A 17,456-nucleotide genomic window follows, 5' to 3' on the forward strand; every position below is an offset into this window, starting at 1 on the left:
TCAAAGTAAGAATTATCCTTACCATCGGAACAAGTCAAGAACAAATCAGCCAACTAATGCTTGCCGCATCCGGTTGCTGCCGCGATTGTGCGCATGGCAGATGGCGATCGCCAGGGCGTCGGCGGCATCGTCGCCTTTGAATTCGACTTTCGGCATCAGGATCTTCAACATCATGTGAATCTGATGTTTTTCGCCGTGGCCGACGCCGATGACGGCCTTCTTTACCGCGTTCGGGGCATATTCGGAGACTTGCAGCCCGGCGCGCGCCGGCACCAGCATGGCGATGCCGCGGGCCTGGCCGAGCTTCAGGGTTGCAACCGCATCCTTGTTGACGAAGGTCTGTTCGACGGCCGCCTCATCCGGCTTGTAAGCGTGCACAACCTCCGCCAGGCCGTCATGCAGCTGGCAGAGGCGGGAGGCGAGGTCCATGTCTCCATCGGAGGTCACGGTTCCCGAGGCCACAAACCGCAGGGAATTGCCCAATGTGTCGATGATTCCCCAGCCGGTGCGGCGAAGTCCGGGATCGATGCCGACGATGCGAATCGTATTTTGCATGGTTTAACCTATAGCGACTGCAAAATAACTGCCATCGATATGTGAACAAAACAAAAACCTTCTCGAATAAGCCGCTCCATTTACCGCGAATTAAAACAGATGCTTGAATTCTAGTGTCGAATACGAAGGGGTCTCGTGTCGCAAAGAGATAAGCCCCCGATGTTCTGTTTGAAGACCGGTCGATCAGGCATGCGTTGCCTGCCCGCGCCGGCAGGCGCGTTCAGAAGGGGTTCGTCGTACATGGCTCGGAGATTTCAATCCCTGTCCTTCAAGGTCATTGCCACATTCATTCTGATGACCGTGCTGTCGATCGCGGTGATCGACGTGCTCGCCTATTTCGCCAGCAGCCGCATCTCCGACGAGCAGGCGCTGAAGGCCAAGGAGAGCGTGCTGATCTTCCGCGGCGACATGCTGCAGGACCAACTGGCGCAGCTCGAGAACCAGGCCAATTCCATCGCCCGCATCGAGGCGCTGCAGATGTCGATCACCAGTCTGAAGAGCGGCTGGAAGACCATCGAGAAAACCTCCGGCGATGCCCGCGCCGAGCTGAAAAAAGTTTTTATCACGGCCAATCCCAACCCGGCCGATCAGCGCGAGAAGCTGATGAAGCCGGAAGGGCCGAGCGGTTTTTATTATTCGAATCATGAGAAGACGCAGAGCGAGGTCGCCCGCGACCTCGCGGATACCGCTTTCAGCGATCTGCTGATCGCCGATCTCGACGGTTCCGTCCTCTATTCCTACAAGAAGCTGGACGACTTCGCCGAGAATCTGAAGACGGACGCCTGGAAGACGACCGGCGCCGGCATCGCTTTCGCCAAGGCGCTCGAGAATACCGCCAAGGCGACCGAAGATGCCGCGCCGACAGGCTTTTCCGGGCTCCGCGTCGATGCCGCCAGCGGCAGGTCGGCGATCTTCTATGCCGTGCCGATCGTCAAGCTCGGCGCCGCCAAGGGCATCATCCTGTTCAAGGTGCGTGACGACATCGTCACCAGCATCCTTGCAAAGGGCATTGTTCAGGGCAGCACCGCGCGGGCGGCGATCGTCTCCGCCGATGGTTCCGCGATCGGTCTCGATGCCGGCGGCAAGCTTGCGACGCTCGATGCCACCCCCTTCACCTTCATCAAGGACGCGCTTGCCAGTTCGGCGATGACGGTGGCCGATTTCGACCGGACGGACGGCTCCGCGCGCGCCTATGTCCGCGGCATCGACTATCGCGGCGACCGCTTCCTCGTGGTCGAAAGCGTGCTGCTCAGCGAGCTCAATGCCGGCTCGATCGAGATCGCCACTTTGCTGACGATGATCGGCATCGGCGTGCTCGTCGTCATGGCGATCGCCACCGGGCTCGTCACCAATCTTCTGTTCTCGCCGCTCGCGCGGCTTGCCGGCGTCACCCGCGATGTCGCCGATGGCAAGCTCGACAGCGAGATCGGCAGCCTGAACCGCAAGGATGAGATCGGTACGATGGCGAATGCGCTCGCCCGCTTCCGGCAGTCGCTGATCGAAAGCCGCGAACTGGAAGCCGCCAGCGAAGAGACGCGCCTTCAGGCCGAGCAAGACCGCCAGCAGAACCTTGCCGAGCGCGAGGCCGAGGCGAAGTCGCTGCAGCAGGTGGTCGAGGCGATCGATGAGGGCCTGCATCATCTGGCGAGCGGGGATCTCGCCTATCAGATCGACACACGCTTCCCGAACGAGCTCGAAAGCCTGCGCATCAATTTCAACGAGGCGCTCGCGACGCTGAGCGAGACCATGACGGCCATCGGCGGAAACTCGATGGCGGTGCGCGCCGGCTCCGAGGAGATGCGCGCCGGCGCCGACGAGCTTGCCGGGCGCACCGAGCGCCAGGCCGGCTCGATCACCGAGACGGCGAATGCGATCAGCGCCATCACCCAGTCCGTCCGCCGGCAGATCGAGCGGGCCGAACAGGCCGAGCGCATCGCCCGCGACGCCAAGAAGGAGACGACCGGCTCCGGCCAGATCATGCGCGAGACGATCGCAGCGATGGAGGCGATCCAGACCTCCTCACGTCAGATCAACACGATCATCTCCGTCATCGATGACATCGCCTTCCAGACCAATCTTCTGGCGCTCAATGCCGGTGTCGAGGCGGCGCGCGCCGGCGAATCCGGCAAGGGTTTTGCGGTCGTCGCCATGGAAGTGCGCGAGCTCGCCCAGCGTTCGTCGAGCGCGGCCAAGGAGATCTCCAGCCTGCTGCAGAAATCGACGCATGAGGTCGAAAGCGGCGTGTCGCTTGTGGAAAGGGCAGGGGTCGCGCTGACCGGCATCGGCGCGCATGTCGAGGCGATCAACGGGCAGATCAACGAGATCATGGGTGCGACCCGCGAGGAGGCCAATACGCTACGGGAGATCAACAGCGCCGTCGCCGAGCTCGACGCAATGACGCAGCAGAATGCCTCGATGGTCGAGGAGACGACGGAAGCGATCCACCGGCTGGCGACGGAAGCCCTGGAAATGGATCGCCAGCTCGGCAATTTCACGCTGCCGCACGGCGATCACAGGCCGAGCGCCGAGGTGCATGTGCTGCGCCGTCACCGCTAAGCCGTCGCTTTCAACCCGAATAAGGGGTCGCGTCCGCGCGGCCCTTTTGTTTGCCTGCATGGTTTGGAATGGTGCGGGGGCGAACCTACATAGGCTGCATCCTTCAACTGGCCGGCAGGTTTTTCATGGTTCCCTTCTCCATCCTCGACCTTTCTCCCGTTGCCGAAGGCAGCACCGTCAGCCAGTCGCTCGAGAGTTCGGCGCGGATGGCCCGCAAGGCCGAGGAATTCGGTTACAAGCGCTTCTGGCTCGCCGAACATCACGGCATGCCGGGGATCGCCAGCGCGGCCACCGCCGTCGTCATCGGTCATGTCGGGGCGGCGACCAAGCGCATCCGCATCGGTTCCGGCGGCATCATGCTGCCCAACCATTCGCCGCTCGTCATCGCCGAGCAGTTCGGCACGCTGGAAGCGCTCTTTCCCGGCCGCGTCGATCTCGGTCTCGGGCGCGCGCCGGGGACGGACATGCGCACGGCGCAGGCGCTGCGGCGCAATCTCGAGGCCGGCGCCAACAGCTTTCCGAACGACGTGGTCGAACTGCAGCAGCTGCTCGGCACGCCGGTCGAGAACCAGGCAATCCTCGCCGTCCCCGGCAACGGTTCGCATATTCCGATCTGGCTGCTCGGCTCCAGCCTCTACAGCGCCCAGCTCGCCGCCATGCTCGGGCTTCCCTATGCCTTCGCCTCGCATTTTGCGCCCGACATGCTGCTCGATGCGATCGCGATCTACCGCGACCGCTTCCAGCCCTCGGCAACGCTCGACAAGCCCTATGTGATGGTCGGCGTCATGGGCGCAGTGGCGGCGACGGACGAGGAGGCGCGCTATCATTTCACCTCCGCCGAGCAGCAGTTCGTCAACCTGCGCCGCAATGTCCGCGGTCCGTTCCCGCGTCCGGTGGCGGATATGGAGGCGTTCTGGTCGCCGATGGAGAAGATGAACGTCGAACACACGCTGCGTTATGCCGTGGTCGGCTCGCCGGAGACGGCGGAGGCGAAACTGACAGCGTTTCTCAAGGAAACACAGGCCGACGAGGTGATCATCTCCATGCCGATCCATGATGTCGAGGCGCGGCTGAGATCGGTGGAACTATTCGCGGGCCTGGGAAACTTCATGCGGGTGGCCGCGTAGGGGTTCGAGGCGAGGACTACCCGTCAGAAGAAGCCCGGCGTCGCAGCCGGGTTCAAAGGCGGCCAACCACTCTTTCGTCATGCTCGGGCTTGTCCCGAGCATCTGCCGTGGCTGCAGCAGATCCTCGGCACAAGGCCGAGGATGACGACGAGTAAAGAGCAAGGTTTGTCAACAAACTAAACCCGGCGCTGCAGCCGGGTTTTCTATCGGGGCGTCCGAAAAACTCAGGCCGAGAGCTTGGCCAGCACTTCTTCCGAGACCTCGAAGTTGGAATAGACGTTCTGCACGTCGTCATCGTCTTCCAGGCTGTCGATGAGCTTCATCAGCGACTGGGCCTTTTCCTCATCCACCGGCACATTGTTCTGGGCGCGCCAGACGGCCTTGACGGTTTCGGCTTCGCCGAGGCCGGATTCCAGCGCTTTCGATACTTCGCCGAGGGCTTCGAAGGCGCAGGTGATGTAGTGGCCCTCTTCATCGGTCTCGACGTCGTCGGCGCCGGCTTCGATCGCCGCTTCCATCACCTTGTCGGCGTCGCCGACGGAAAGCTTGTAGATGATTTCGCCGACATGGTCGAAGGAGAAGGACACGGAGCCGGTTTCGCCGAGGGCGCCGCCGGCCTTGGTGAAGATCGAGCGGACGTTGGAGGCCGTGCGGTTGCGATTGTCGGTCAGGGCCTCGACGATGATCGCCGTGCCGCCCGGGCCGTAGCCCTCGTAGCGGACTTCGTCGTAGTTTTCGCCGTCGGCGCCGGCTGCCTTCTTGATGGCGCGGTCGATGTTGTCCTTCGGCATGGATTGGGCCTTGGCGTTCTGGATCGCCAGGCGAAGACGGGCATTCATCGTCGGGTCGGGCAGGCCGGCCTTGGCGGCAACGGTGATTTCGCGCGCAAGCTTGGAGAACATTTTCGACCGCACGGCATCCTGACGGCCTTTGCGGTGCATGATGTTTTTAAACTGTGAATGGCCAGCCATGGCACCCCTGTTCACGTCTCATTGTTCGGAATGGGGCGCCTTATAAGAGCGAAACCGCACCTGTTCAAGGGAAAAGCAGTTCGGAACAAAGGCGAAAGGATGACGTTTCAATCGAACTCCATCCAACGGAAAGGAACGGTCATGGCAAGTCTCAGCGAGGCGCGGGAGCAACCGGCACGTCAGCTTTGGGATCAGGTCAACGGCGTTCATGCCGGCATGCTTGGAATTTCCGGGCTTGATATGCACATGCAGCCGATGGCGCCGCATGCCGATCCCACCACCAACACCATCTGGTTCTTCACCAAGACCGACGCCGATATCGTCCGCGCCATCAAGCCGGGCAGCCGCGCGCATTTTTGCGTCATCGGCAAGGATCACGATTATCACGCCTGCCTTTCCGGCGTGATCGAGGTACACCCCGACCCTTCCAAGATCGAGGAATATTGGAGTTCGATCGTGGCGGCCTGGTATGACGGCGGCAAGAAAGACCCGAAACTCACCATGCTTTCCCTGCATGTCGATGATGCCGAGATCTGGGTTTCCACCGGCAACACCCTGAAATTCGGGTGGGAGATCGCCAAGGCCAATCTCGACGACGACAAGATGCCCGACGTCGGCGTGAAACGCCACCTGCAGTTTGCCTGATACGCAAGACTTGAAGGAACCCGCCGGACCTTCTTACTGCACGCCTTTCATGACGTAGATCAGCGGCTTCTTCGGCAGCGTGCGCATGGAGACGGTGATGCTGTCATCGGGCGCATAAGCGACATCGAAGTCCTTGCCGAACATGGCGACGAAGGCATTGACCGGCGGGCCGCGGCGGTGCATCGGCAGGATCAGCGACGAGCGCAGCCGCTTGATGACACGGCTCATGCTGTCGGCGCCCATGGTCAGGCCGCCGTCGACCGGCACCATGACGACGTCGAGGCGGCCGATCTCGGTATAATGGGTATCCGTCAGCTCGTAATGCAGATGGCCGAGATGGCCGATGCAAAGGCCGGCAATTTCGAAGACGAAAATCGAGTTTCCATTCTGCTGCGAGCCGCCGAGGCCATAGCTGAAGCGGATATCCGTGGCGATGTTGCGGATATGGGCGTCGCCGACCACAAGATCGATCTTCGCTGCCTCGCCGGGAACATCGCTCCAGCCATGCAGCACATGCTTGATCCCCGGCTCAGGCGTCAAGGTGAAGTGGGTCGTATGAGCCTTGTTCATCGTTACGACGTCTGGCAGCGCCGCCGGCCGGTACCAGCCGTTATAGTCGGTCGCGATGATGATGCCGGCGGGCGTATCGATCTCGAAAGTGGAGTGGCCGAGGAAGGTGAATTTGACGTCCTCGCCCTCGGAGACGGCAGGTGTGACCGGCTGGGCGCCGGAAAAGCTGGCGAAGGTCGCCTTGGGGAGGGTCTGCGCGATCGCCTGGCACTGGCTGACGGGCGCGCGCTGTTCCTGCGCCGTTGCTGCGCGACCCGACACGATGAAGGCGGCAAGGCATGCGATCGCGAGGACAAGATGTTGCGGCCTCATGCCACCCCTCCGGCGCTTTCACGTGAAGGCCGGAGAATGCGGCAAGAGGTCGCAGGGGTCCAGACCGGGGCTGCTCACATTTGCGTGTTGGTCGCGGTGGGTTACCGCCAGAACTCCGGCACGGTCTCGGCCAGGCGCGGCCCGAGCCGGAGCGGCGCGATCTTTTCGGCCAGTCCTGTCGCGTCGGAAATTTCGACGCCGACGCCGCAGATCGTCGCCGGGCCGCTCGCCGCTTCCATGCGGCCCTTCGGCATCTTGGAGATGAAGCGGTTGAGCGGCTCCTCCTTGTCCATGCCGAGCGAGGAATCGTAATCGCCGCACATGCCGGCATCCGACATATAGGCCGTGCCGCCGTTCAGGATCTGCGCGTCGGCGGTCGGCACATGCGTATGGGTGCCGACGACGAAGCTGGCGCGGCCGTCGACGAAATGGCCGAAACACTGTTTCTCGCTGGTCGCTTCCGCATGGAAATCGAAGATGATCGCATCGGCCTGCTCCTTCAGCGGGCAGGCGTCGAGGATCACCTCCGCCGATTTGAAGGGATCGTCGAGTTCCGGATGCATGAAGACCCGGCCCATGACATTGGCGACGAGCACACGCGCGCCGTTCCTGGCATAGAAAAGGCCGGAGCCGCGGCCGGGCGTGCCTTGGGGATAGTTGGCCGGCCGCAGAAACTGATCGTGGCGCCCGGCAAAGGCGACCGCTTCCTTCTGGTCCCAGACGTGATTGCCGGTCGTTACGACATCTGCGCCGGCATTGATCGTTTCCAGAAAAATGTCCTCGGTGATGCCGAAGCCGCCGGCGGCGTTCTCGCCGTTGACGATGACGAAATCGAGCCGGAGGTCGGAGATCAGGCCGGGGAGGCGGTCCCAGACCGCCGTGCGTCCCGTCTTGCCGACCATGTCACCCAAAAAAAGCAGCCGCATTCCCTATCCAATCCAAGAGGCAAAAAAGCGCAGGCCGCTTTCTGTCAGGATGGCATCCAGGCTTATGTCATGCGGCTCGTCGGGCACATGTGCCACTTCCTGGCAGTCGAATGCAATGCCGATCAGCTTCGGATGCAGGCGTTTCTCTCTTAGCCGGCTGATGGCGCGGTCGTAATAGCCGGCGCCGTAGCCGATGCGATGGCCGCGGATATCGAAGGCCGAAAGCGGCACCAGCATGATTTCGGGATCGAGAATGTCGGCCTCCGTGCCGGGGGCCACCGTGCCGAAGCCGGTCTCGATGAGAGGCACGTCTTGCGTCAGTTCCCGAAAGGCGATGGTCTGCTTGTCGAGGATCGCCGGCACGCACAGCCGTGCGCCGCGCGCTGCAAACCGGGCCATCAGCGGCCGCAGATCGGCCTCGGACCGGATCGGCAGGAAACCGGAGACGATCGTGCCGGGCGCAAAGGCGACCGCCTCGCCGGCATGTTCTGCCATTGCAAGGCTTTTGGAGATACGCTCCTCAGGAGCGATGGCGTCGCGGGCGGCCAGCCGTTCATTGCGCAACTGCGCTTTCAGTTCTCGTGCGGTCATTCGATCTGCCAGATGTGAGAGGTTCGGCCGAGCATAGACGGCTGGAGGTCCGATGCAAATGCAGGGTGCGACAGGAGCGCAGCGGTTTCACGCCGTGTGGAGCATGCCTATCGCTGCTGCGTCGATTCGTGTGGCGACGCCGGCAGCGCGACGGCCAGCCGCCGCATTGTTTCCTCGAACAGAGGGGTTCCGCCCGGCATCCAGCCGAGCGCGCGGATTTTTGCCGTGCTCATCGGATTGAGCGCTGTGCTGTCGGCCGGAGCCGGCAGCGCATGACGACATTCCGTCTCACGGCGGATGGGGGCAAGGATGTCGCGGGTGTCGACGACGATGTCCGACACGTTGAAGATCTCGCCGGAGATGCGGGGGCTTTCCGTCTCCAACATCAGCCGCACCGCGCGCCCGAGGTCACGGCCGTGAACCTCCGTTGCCGCGCGGGGAGCGACCGGCCGGCCGGCGCGATAATCGGCGATGAGGCCGTCCCATTTGTTCGACGAAAGATCGCCATAGATGCCGGTCGCCCTCAGACTGACGCCGGCAAAACCCGGCGTCGAGAGGTGGCTCAGCGCGCCTTCGGCGTCGAGTTTGATCTGGCCGTAGAGCGTCTCCGGCTTCGGCAGCATCGTTTCTGTGAGCTCGGTTCCGGGCGGATGTTCGCCGTAGGCAGCGCGGCTGGACAGGAAAACGCAGCGGCGCGTGCCGGCGCGTTTGGCCGCTTCGAAAAGCCGGACGGTGCCGTCGAGGTTCAACCTGTGGAAGGTCTTCGGATCGTCGCCTTCGCCGCCGCGATATTTGCCGGGAACATGGCTGAAGGCGGCGTGGACGAAGAAATAGGCGTCGTCGAAAACGTCGATCTGATCCTGGTCGGGATCGAGGGAGAGCGCTGCGAACTCGACCGGGCGGGAGAAGAGGCGGGGATGCGGCGCCCGGCGGCCGCCGACGATCACCTGATAGCCGGTGGTCAGAAGCTCCTCGACGACATAGCGGCCGACGAGACCCGTTCCGCCGGATACCAATACCTTCATGCTGCCCCTTCCGGATTGTCCAGCGCCGCGATCTCGGGCACATCGCCGCCATCGTGGAAACAATGCCATAAATCGATCAAAGGTTGTAGCTGCGCTGCCTTGGGATGATCTTTTTCCCACGGTTTTTCATACTGGTAGTGCAGGATCGAGACGCTCTTCCAGTCCCAAAGCGCCGGCATGGTGAACCATACATATTGCAGCATGTTGAAATAGACCGGCAGGCCGTGCCAATCCGGGAAGAAGGTCTCAAGAAAGGTCTGATCGGTGCGGCGCCAGAAGACTTCCGGCGTGTCGAGCCTTTCGAGCATGTGCCGGAACGTGTCATGCGACGGCGTGGCGACGAAGACACCGGAATTCATGCGGCGGAAGTCGGCGAGGCTTTCGTAGACATTGGGGGCGGCGGAAAATTCCGGATAAAGGAAGAGCCTGTCGACGTTTTTCAGCACCAGGGCATCGGCGTCGATGAAGACGCAGCGCTCGTATTCGACGAGCTGCCAGAGCCTGAGCTTGCAGAAATTGTCGAGCGGCGAATGGAACGCCGGCTTGCGGCCCTTGGTGAAAGGCGCTGCAGAATGGAGTTGGCCGCGGGCGTGGCGTTCGTTGAAGGCGTCGGAGAGCGGCAGGTGCTCGACTTCGATCAGGCGGCAGCCGAGGGTCGCGAGCGGGGCGAGGGCGGCTGCATCGACGCCGCCGGTATGGAGGACGACGATTTCGGCGCTGGTGCCGGTTCGGCGGAGGGAGCGGGCAAGCGCGGTCGCGCCCATGGCGTAGTCGGTGTTGGTGACGAGGGTGACGTAGGCGAGGCTCGAGGTAGACGTCATCGGTCTCTGCCGCCTCCACGCGTGCCCTCATTCCTGTGCCTGTCACAGGAATCCAGCCACGGCGCGTCCGCGCCGTGAATGACTCTTCTGCGCCCAAAGACTTGGGCGCGCTGGATTCCTGTGACAAGCACAGGAATGAGGGGGAGTTCGTCGGACTGACGGCGTTCTAATAACAAACCATTGCTCATGACACCGATTTCAGCCGCTTGCCTTCCGGATCGTGGTTGATCGTCGCGGCAATATCCCTGGTCCAGGCGGAGACGGCCGGCACGCGGGCACGGTCGACGCGGTAGGCGAATTTCTTCGCGACGTCGACGATCTCGCCGAGCAGCCCTGTTTCCAGCGTGATCGGTTCGAGGCCGAGATCGAGGAACTTTTCGTTGCGGACGATCAGCTCGTTTTCGGCGGCTTCCTTGCGTGGATTGGGCAGCCAGGCAATCGTGGCGCCGCTGATCCTGGCGATCATCTCGGCAAGGTCGCGCACCCGGTGGGTTTCCGTCATCTGGTTGAAGATTTCGACGCGGGCGCCGCGGGCGGGAGGATTCTGCAGCGCCAGCTCGATGCAACGCACCGAATCCTGGATATGGATGAAGGCGCGGGTCTGGCCGCCGGTGCCGTGAACGGTCAGCGGATAACCGATCGCCGCCTGGATGAGGAAGCGGTTCAGCACCGTGCCGTAATCGCCGTCATAGTCGAAACGGTTGATGAGCTGCGCGTGGCGGCGCGTCTGTTCGGTATGCGTGCCCCAGACGATGCCCTGGTGCAGGTCGGTGATCCGCAAGCCGTCGTTCTTGGCGTAGAACTGGAAGAGAAGCTGATCCAGGCACTTGGTCATGTGGTAGATCGAGCCGGGATTGGAAGGATAGAGGATTTCCTGGCTGACCGTCTCGCCGCCAGCCGTTTCAATGCCGACCGGCAGATAGCCTTCCGGGATCGCCGCGCCGACCGTCGAATAGCCGTAGACGCCCATGGTGCCGAGATGAATGAGATGGGCGTCGAGGTTGAGCTCGGTCAGGGCGTTCAAAAGGTTGTGCGTGGCGCTGACATTGTTGTTGACCGTGTAGTTCTTATGGCGGTCGCTCTTCATCGAATAGGGCGCCGCGCGCTGTTCCGCGAAATGGATGATGGCATCGGGGCGATTCTCGGAAAGCCATTTCTTCAGCAGTTCGTAGTCCCTGGCGAGATCGATCAGATTGAAGTGGATGCGGCGTCCCGTTTCTGCATGCCAGATGCGGGTGCGCTCCTGGATCGAATCCATCGGCGTCAGCGATTGAACGCCAAGTTCGGTGTCGATCCAGCGGCGCGAGAGATTGTCGAGGATATGGACGTCGTGACCGGCGTCGGAGAGATGCAGCGACGTTGGCCAACCAATGAAACCGTCTCCGCCCATAACCGCAATCTTCATCGTATCGTCTCCTGATCGGTCGCTCATTATCGGGAATAGTTAGGAATTGTGACAATCATTCAATGCCTGGCGGCGGCGCGTTCAACACCTGCCTGCCGGGCATTCAATGCTTGCCTGTCGAGAGGCGTTGCGCCAAAGAGGGCACCTCAGTTTGGAGAAAATTATGACGGAACGCCCTTTTTCCATTTCGGGAGAGCTGACGGAGGCCGGACATCGCCTCGTCCAGCGGGTTTATTATGAGGACACGGATTTCTCCGGGCTGGTCTATCACGCCCGCTACCTGCATTTTCTGGAGCGCGGCCGCACCGATTATCTGCGCTGCCTCGGGGTCGAGCAGCGCGAACTCGTCAGCGCCGACGAGGAGGGGCTTGTCTTCGTCGTCCACCGCATGGAGATCGATTTCAAGAGCCCGGCACGCATGGACGACGTGCTGACGATCCTGACGCATACGGAGAAGGCCGGTGGCGCCAAGATGGTGCTCAACCAGCAGATCCGCTGCGGCGAGACGCTGCTGATTTCAGCCAAGGTGATCATCGCCGTCATCAACGCCAAGGGGCGGCCGCGACGGCTGCCGGAAACGCTGGCGGCGAAATTCCTGGAAGGCAGCACGCCGCTATAGCGCCGAATCGCTCGAAATTCGGCCTTGTAAAAACTTGAGCTTTATGTGAAGGAATTTCCGCGCCGCAGGATGAGCGCTCTTTCGGCAGCCGGAGCTTGCTCCGGTCAAGTAATCCAGGAATAAAATCTTGCGAATACAGGCTTGCTGTCACAGTCCGGCACTAACGATCTATTAACCATAATAGTGTCTTACTGGGAAAGTCGGAGTTTGTGCGGTGCACGCCTTCCTTTGACCAAATTTGACGGCAAGAAGGCGGAAGATGAGCTTGGAAGCTTGACCAGGGCTTTGGGCGGCGGCCGCCGGACACTTCTTGCGAGATCACTTTGTGCCGCCCGGTCCAGCACCGGGCGTTTGGATTCGGGGATTTTGGATCAATGGAACAAGTAGGATTGGCAGCAGCCACGACGGACGTCAGCCTCTGGTCGCTTTTCATGCAGGCCGGCATCGTCGTCAAGCTCGTCATGCTCGGGCTCATCGCAGCCTCTGTGTGGACCTGGGCGATCGTCATCGACAAATACCTGGCCTATGGCCGCGCACGGCGCCAGTTCGATAAGTTCGAACAGGTGTTCTGGTCGGGCCAGTCGCTGGAAGAACTCTATCGCTCCCTGTCGGAGCGCAACAATACCGGCCTGGCGTCGATCTTCGTCGCGGCCATGCGCGAGTGGAAGAAATCCTTCGAACGCGGCGCCCGCTCGCCGATCGGCCTGCAGATGCGTATCGACCGTGCGATGGACGTGACGCTCGCCCGTGAAACCGAATATCTCGGCGCCCGTCTCGGGTCGCTTGCGACCATCGGTTCGGCCGGCCCGTTCATCGGCCTGTTCGGCACCGTCGTCGGCATCATGACCTCGTTCCAGGCGATCGCCGGCTCGAAGTCGACCAATCTCGCGGTCGTCGCCCCCGGTATCGCCGAAGCGCTGCTCGCCACCGCGATCGGCCTTGTCGCCGCTATTCCGGCGGTTATCGCCTACAACAAGTTCTCCGCCGACGCCGGCAAGCTCTCGGCGCGCATGGAAGGTTTCGCGGATGAATTCTCCGCCATACTTTCGCGCCAGATCGACGAGAAGCTGCAGCCGCGCGCTGCCGCTCAGTAACCAACGGAGAATACTGACATGGGTATGGCTGTTGGAGGCAATGGCGGCGGGGGCGGCGGACGCCGCCGTCGCGGCGGTCGGAACAAGGCCGTCATCTCCGAAATCAACGTGACGCCGCTCGTCGACGTCATGCTCGTGCTTCTGATCATCTTCATGGTCGCCGCACCGATGATGACGGTCGGCGTGCCGATCGACCTGCCGGAAACGCAGGCCAAGGCGCTGAATTCCGAGACGCAGCCGATCACCATCTCCGTCAAGAACGACGGCGAGGTGTTCCTGCAGGAAACGCCGATCCCGGCGGCCGAGATCGCCGCCAAGCTCGAGGCGATCGCCACCACCGGCTATAACGAACGTATCTTCGTGCGCGGTGATGCAACAGCGCCCTACGGCGTCATCGCCGACGTCATGGCGCGCATCCAGGGCGCCGGCTTCAAGAATATCGGCCTGGTGACGCAGCAGAAGAAGGACCAGTAGCGTTCAAGATGAAGACCAGCGTCGTCACATCTGCTGTTCTGCACTGCCTGGTGCTGACCTGGGCGATGGTATCGCTCGGCGCGCCGGAATCCTTCAAGGTGGAGGATTTCGAGGCCATGCCGGTCGATCTCGTACCGGTGGAATCCATCACCCAGATGCAGCAGGGCGACAAGAAGGCTCCGAAGAAGGAGACTTCAGCGCCGGTGCCGACGACACGTCCGCCGATCGCGCAGCCGGCCGAGAACGCCGGCGACAACAATGTCGACCTGAAGACGCCGCCGGTGCCGAACGCCAAGCCGAGCAACAGCGAGGCGGCTGCCGCCAATTCCAGCGAAAAGCCGCAGCCGCAGGTCGATCCCAAGCCGAACGACGTCAAGGAAGTCAACAAGGAAGAGACCGAGGTCGAGCAGCCGAAGGAAGTTGCTTCCATTCCGCCGCCGAAGCCGGTTGAAGCGACGCCGCCGAAGCCCGAGGAAAAGCCGCCTGAAGAACAGGCCAAGCCTGAGGAGCCGCCGAAGCCGGATGCGGAAGCATTGCCGGACAAGGTGCCGACGCCGGTCGTCAAGCCGCAGGTAAAGCCGCCGGAGCCGCAGAAGCCCGCCGAAAAGCCGCCGGAAAAGACTCCAGACCAGCCGAAGGCTGCGGAAAAGCCGACAGACAAAAAGAAGGCCGATAAGAAACAGGAAGTGGCGAAATCCGCCTCGTCAATGAAGAGCGACTTCAATGCTGACGAGATTAACGCTTTGCTGAACAAGACGGATCCTTCGGCCGGCGGCGCCAAGCGCTCGACGCAGGAGGCGTCGCTGGGGGCGAAGAAGAGCAATGGCGGCTCCAAGCTCAGCCAAAGCGAAGAAGATGCGCTAAAGGGTTTGATCGAGGGTAACTGGCTTATCACTCCGGGAATGGAAGGCCTTTCCGGCATGGTCATCACCGTGCATTTCAAACTCGACAAAGATGGAAACATTATCGGCCAGCCTGAAATCGAGTCTTCCGGTGGGAGCAGCACCGATTCAACGCGTCGTGCGCTGGAAAGTGGCGCTTACCGTGCCGTGATGAAATCTGCTCCGTCGTTCCGCACGAATCTTCCGATGGACAAGTATGACGTGTGGAACGAGGTCGTTCTTAACTTTCATCCCAGCGATATGGGGATTTAAATGCCGAGGGATTCGATCCATTTCGCGAAATCTTTCGGCATATGCGCGATGCTCGCAGGGTTAATCCTTGGCCTCGCATTTCCCTTCGATGCAAATGCGGAGACGGCTGATCGCCGAAACAGCAATGCAAATTCGCCGCGTATCAGCGTGGCTGAAGCTCAGGCGTTGCGAAACGCGATCGAACGTCAATTCATCGTCGACAGTCGGTTGAAAGACATCGGCAGCGTGCGTTTGACGATCCACATAAAGCTAGCCAGAGACGGGCAGATCGTAGGCAACCCTGATGTGCAGGTTACCGGTGGCGGTGAGCGTGCGCAGAAAAGTCTTACCGATTCCGGCCTTCGCGCCGTTCGTCGCGCAGCTCCTTTTACGATGCTTCCGAAAGATAAATACGATGCTTGGAAGGAAGTTGTTTTCAATTTCGACACCAGCGCTCTTACCCAATAAGATGCTGAAAGGCTTGTTTGATATGGTCAAGTGTTCCCTCATCCGCGCTCTGATGGTCATTGCAGGCCTGATTGGGGTCGCAGCCTTTACGACGCCGGCGAACGCGTTGGTCACCCTCGATCTTCGAAAAGGCAATGTCCAGCCGATGCCGATTGCGGTGACCGACTTCCAGGGCGACATGGGCGCGCAGGTCTCGCAAGTCATCGCCGCCGACTTGCAGCGGTCCGGTCTCTTCGCACCGATCAACAAGTCAGCCTTTATCGAAAAGATCTCCAATCCGGATGCATCGCCGCGTTTCGAGGACTGGAAGGTCATCAATGCACAGGCGCTGGTCACCGGCCGGGTTACCAAGGAAGCGGATGGCCGACTTCGCGCCGAATTCCGACTCTGGGACCCGTTCGCCGGACAGCAGATGACCGGTCAGCAGTTCTATACGCAGCCGGAAAACTGGCGCCGTGTGGCGCACATCATCGCCGATGCGATCTACAAGCAGATCACCGGTGAAGAGGGTTATTTCGACACCCGCGTCGTCTTCGTCTCCGAATCCGGCACCAAGCAGCAGCGCAAGCGCCAGCTGGCGATCATGGATCAGGACGGCTTCAACGTGCGCATGCTGACGGATGGCAGCGATCTCGTGCTGACGCCGCGCTTCTCGCCGAGCCGGCAAGAAGTCACCTACATGTCCTTTGCCAACCAGCAGCCGCGGGTCTATCTGCTACAGCTCGAAACCGGGCAGCGTGAAGTCGTCGGCAATTTCCCCGGCATGACCTTCTCGCCGCGCTTTTCGCCGGATGGGCAGAAGGTGATCATGAGCCTGCAGCAGGAAGGCAATTCCAACATCTATACGATGGATCTGCGCTCGCGCACGACGACGCGGCTGACCTCGACGGCGGCGATCGACACTTCGCCCTCCTATTCGCCCGATGGTGCCCGCGTCAGCTTCGAAAGCGACCGCGGCGGCAAGCCGCAGATCTATGTGATGAATGCCGACGGTTCCGGCCAGACCCGTATTTCCTTCGGCGACGGTTCCTATTCGACGCCGGTCTGGTCGCCGCGCGGCGATCTCATCGCCTTCACCAAGCAGGCCGGCGGCAAGTTCTCGATCGGCGTAATGAAGCCGGACGGTTCGGGCGAACGCATCCTGACGACGGGCTTCCACAATGAGGGCCCGACCTGGGCACCGAACGGCCGCGTGCTGATGTTCTTCCGCCAGGCGGCGGGCTCCGGCGGTCCGCAGCTCTATTCGATCGATCTGACCGGCTACAACGAACAACTCGTCAAGACACCAACCTACGGTTCCGACCCGGCTTGGTCGCCGCTTCTGGAGTAAGAGGCGCGGCAATGCCTTCATGTCGCCCCAAGAATCATGGAAACCGGGCGACTACGGGACAAATCAGTAAATTGTTAACCATAATCTTTGAGGGGCGGTTAACCGAGTGCGGTTACTGTCCGGAAACCCTGAAATCGCAAGGAGACCCGGCCATGAGCCGAATTCACACCCCGGCAATGAGCCGCATGCAGAATTTCGCCCGCAACCCCGTCATGATCGCGCTTCTGGCCGGTCTCGCGCTTGCAAGCTGCGCCAAGAAGCCGCCGAACAGCGCCGGTGAGCTCGGCCTCGGCGCCGGCGCGGGTGGTGCCGCAACGCCGGGTTCGGCCCAGGACTTCACGGTCAATGTCGGCGACCGCATCTTCTTCGATACCGACTCCTCGTCGATCCGCGCCGATGCCTCGCAGACGCTCGACCGTCAGGCGCAGTGGCTCGGCCGTTACCCGAACTACCAGATCACTGTCGAAGGTCATGCCGACGAACGCGGCACGCGCGAGTACAACCTCGCGCTCGGCGCCCGCCGTGCCGCTGCTGCCAAGGATTACCTCGCTTCGCGCGGCGTTCCGGCGCAGCGCATGAAGACGATCTCCTACGGCAAGGAACGTCCGGTCGCCGTCTGCGACGATATTTCCTGCTGGTCGCAGAACCGCCGCGCGGTGACCGTGCTCGGTGGCGCCGGCATGTAATATGCCGATATAATTCGTTTTCTAAAGGCGGTCCCATCAGGGGCCGCCTTTTCTTTTTGACCACACTTTGGCCAGACTCCGTTGCTTTTTGACAGCAATTGGAAAAATCTCCTGTTCGTGCCTCAAGGCGCGAAGAATCACTGGGACA

The 17,456-nt window shown here is 61.6% G+C and carries 18 protein-coding genes; 10 read left to right on the forward strand and 8 right to left on the reverse strand.

The genetic code is table 11. The features are described 5' to 3' along the window. Positions 1-45 precede the first annotated feature (45 nt). Positions 46-555 carry a crossover junction endodeoxyribonuclease RuvC gene (gene ruvC, locus CO671_RS01380; protein WP_097604017.1) on the reverse strand — a complete coding sequence of 170 codons (510 nt, stop codon included), beginning with the start codon at positions 553-555 and terminating at the stop codon, positions 46-48. Positions 556-795: 240 nt separating this feature from the next. Between ruvC and CO671_RS01385 the strand changes: the two genes are divergently transcribed. Further along, complete coding sequence (locus CO671_RS01385) at positions 796-3,111, forward strand: methyl-accepting chemotaxis protein (RefSeq protein WP_097604018.1); 2,316 nt, start codon at positions 796-798, stop codon at positions 3,109-3,111. A 125-nt stretch (positions 3,112-3,236) separates the two neighbouring features. Then, a complete protein-coding gene (locus CO671_RS01390) occupies positions 3,237-4,238 on the forward strand; it encodes an LLM class flavin-dependent oxidoreductase (protein WP_097604019.1) in 1,002 nt (333 codons plus the stop codon). A gap of 224 nt (positions 4,239-4,462) precedes the next feature. Here CO671_RS01390 and CO671_RS01400 read toward each other — a convergent pair whose 3' ends face one another. Further along, positions 4,463-5,209, reverse strand: coding sequence for a YebC/PmpR family DNA-binding transcriptional regulator (locus tag CO671_RS01400; RefSeq protein WP_097604020.1), 747 nt, complete (start codon positions 5,207-5,209; stop codon positions 4,463-4,465). 141 nt (positions 5,210-5,350) lie between these two features. On the opposite strand from CO671_RS01400, the gene CO671_RS01405 reads away from it, so the two are divergent. Next, complete coding sequence (locus CO671_RS01405) at positions 5,351-5,854, forward strand: pyridoxamine 5'-phosphate oxidase family protein (RefSeq protein WP_097604021.1); 504 nt, start codon at positions 5,351-5,353, stop codon at positions 5,852-5,854. Positions 5,855-5,887: 33 nt separating this feature from the next. Here the strand turns inward: CO671_RS01405 and CO671_RS01410 are convergent, their stop codons facing one another. The 6 genes from CO671_RS01410 to CO671_RS01435 all read right to left on the reverse strand — a co-directional run bounded on the left by CO671_RS01410 (position 5,888) and on the right by CO671_RS01435 (position 11,504). Then, positions 5,888-6,736: an MBL fold metallo-hydrolase gene (locus tag CO671_RS01410; RefSeq protein ID WP_097604022.1), complete on the reverse strand. Its 849-nt coding sequence runs from the start codon at positions 6,734-6,736 to the stop codon at positions 5,888-5,890. A 101-nt stretch (positions 6,737-6,837) separates the two neighbouring features. After that, positions 6,838-7,662 (reverse strand): TIGR00282 family metallophosphoesterase, encoded by an 825-nt coding sequence (locus CO671_RS01415; RefSeq protein ID WP_097604023.1) that lies wholly within the window; start codon positions 7,660-7,662, stop codon positions 6,838-6,840. 3 nt (positions 7,663-7,665) lie between these two features. After that, positions 7,666-8,253 (reverse strand): 5-formyltetrahydrofolate cyclo-ligase, encoded by a 588-nt coding sequence (locus CO671_RS01420; RefSeq protein ID WP_010028170.1) that lies wholly within the window; start codon positions 8,251-8,253, stop codon positions 7,666-7,668. Between the two features lie 107 nt (positions 8,254-8,360). Continuing rightward, entirely contained in the window at positions 8,361-9,278 is a 918-nt protein-coding gene (locus CO671_RS01425) for an NAD(P)-dependent oxidoreductase (protein ID WP_097604024.1), read from the reverse strand. Next, positions 9,275-10,099: a glycosyltransferase gene (locus CO671_RS01430; RefSeq protein ID WP_097604025.1), complete on the reverse strand. Its 825-nt coding sequence runs from the start codon at positions 10,097-10,099 to the stop codon at positions 9,275-9,277. The genes CO671_RS01425 and CO671_RS01430 overlap by 4 nt, the downstream gene beginning before the upstream one ends. A 184-nt stretch (positions 10,100-10,283) precedes the next feature. Continuing rightward, the gene (locus tag CO671_RS01435; protein WP_097604026.1) at positions 10,284-11,504 is read right to left on the reverse strand and encodes an NAD-dependent epimerase/dehydratase family protein; all 1,221 of its coding nucleotides are present in this window, start codon (positions 11,502-11,504) and stop codon (positions 10,284-10,286) included. 163 nt (positions 11,505-11,667) lie between these two features. Between CO671_RS01435 and ybgC the strand changes: the two genes are divergently transcribed. The 7 genes from ybgC (at position 11,668) to pal (ending at position 17,308) form a co-directional block, all read left to right on the forward strand. Further along, positions 11,668-12,123: a tol-pal system-associated acyl-CoA thioesterase gene (ybgC, locus tag CO671_RS01440; protein ID WP_097604027.1), complete on the forward strand. Its 456-nt coding sequence runs from the start codon at positions 11,668-11,670 to the stop codon at positions 12,121-12,123. A 374-nt stretch (positions 12,124-12,497) separates the two neighbouring features. Beyond that, positions 12,498-13,217 (forward strand): protein TolQ, encoded by a 720-nt coding sequence (gene tolQ / locus CO671_RS01445; RefSeq protein WP_004671617.1) that lies wholly within the window; start codon positions 12,498-12,500, stop codon positions 13,215-13,217. Positions 13,218-13,235: 18 nt separating this feature from the next. Next, complete coding sequence (gene tolR / locus CO671_RS01450) at positions 13,236-13,691, forward strand: protein TolR (RefSeq protein WP_003566333.1); 456 nt, start codon at positions 13,236-13,238, stop codon at positions 13,689-13,691. Positions 13,692-13,699: 8 nt separating this feature from the next. Further along, positions 13,700-14,845 (forward strand): hypothetical protein, encoded by a 1,146-nt coding sequence (locus tag CO671_RS01455; RefSeq protein WP_097604028.1) that lies wholly within the window; start codon positions 13,700-13,702, stop codon positions 14,843-14,845. Then, complete coding sequence (locus CO671_RS01460; protein WP_097604029.1) at positions 14,846-15,292, forward strand: cell envelope integrity protein TolA; 447 nt, start codon at positions 14,846-14,848, stop codon at positions 15,290-15,292. A 22-nt stretch (positions 15,293-15,314) separates the two neighbouring features. Beyond that, on the forward strand, positions 15,315-16,622 hold the full coding sequence (tolB, locus tag CO671_RS01465) for a Tol-Pal system beta propeller repeat protein TolB (protein WP_097604030.1): 1,308 nt from the start codon (positions 15,315-15,317) through the stop codon (positions 16,620-16,622). A gap of 152 nt (positions 16,623-16,774) precedes the next feature. Then, a complete protein-coding gene (gene pal, locus CO671_RS01470) occupies positions 16,775-17,308 on the forward strand; it encodes a peptidoglycan-associated lipoprotein Pal (RefSeq protein ID WP_097583794.1) in 534 nt (177 codons plus the stop codon). Positions 17,309-17,456: the final 148 nt, after the last annotated feature.

The sequence above is a fragment of the Rhizobium sp. M10 genome (assembly GCF_002531955.1).
GTDB classification, from domain to species: Bacteria; Pseudomonadota; Alphaproteobacteria; order Rhizobiales; family Rhizobiaceae; genus Rhizobium; species Rhizobium etli_C.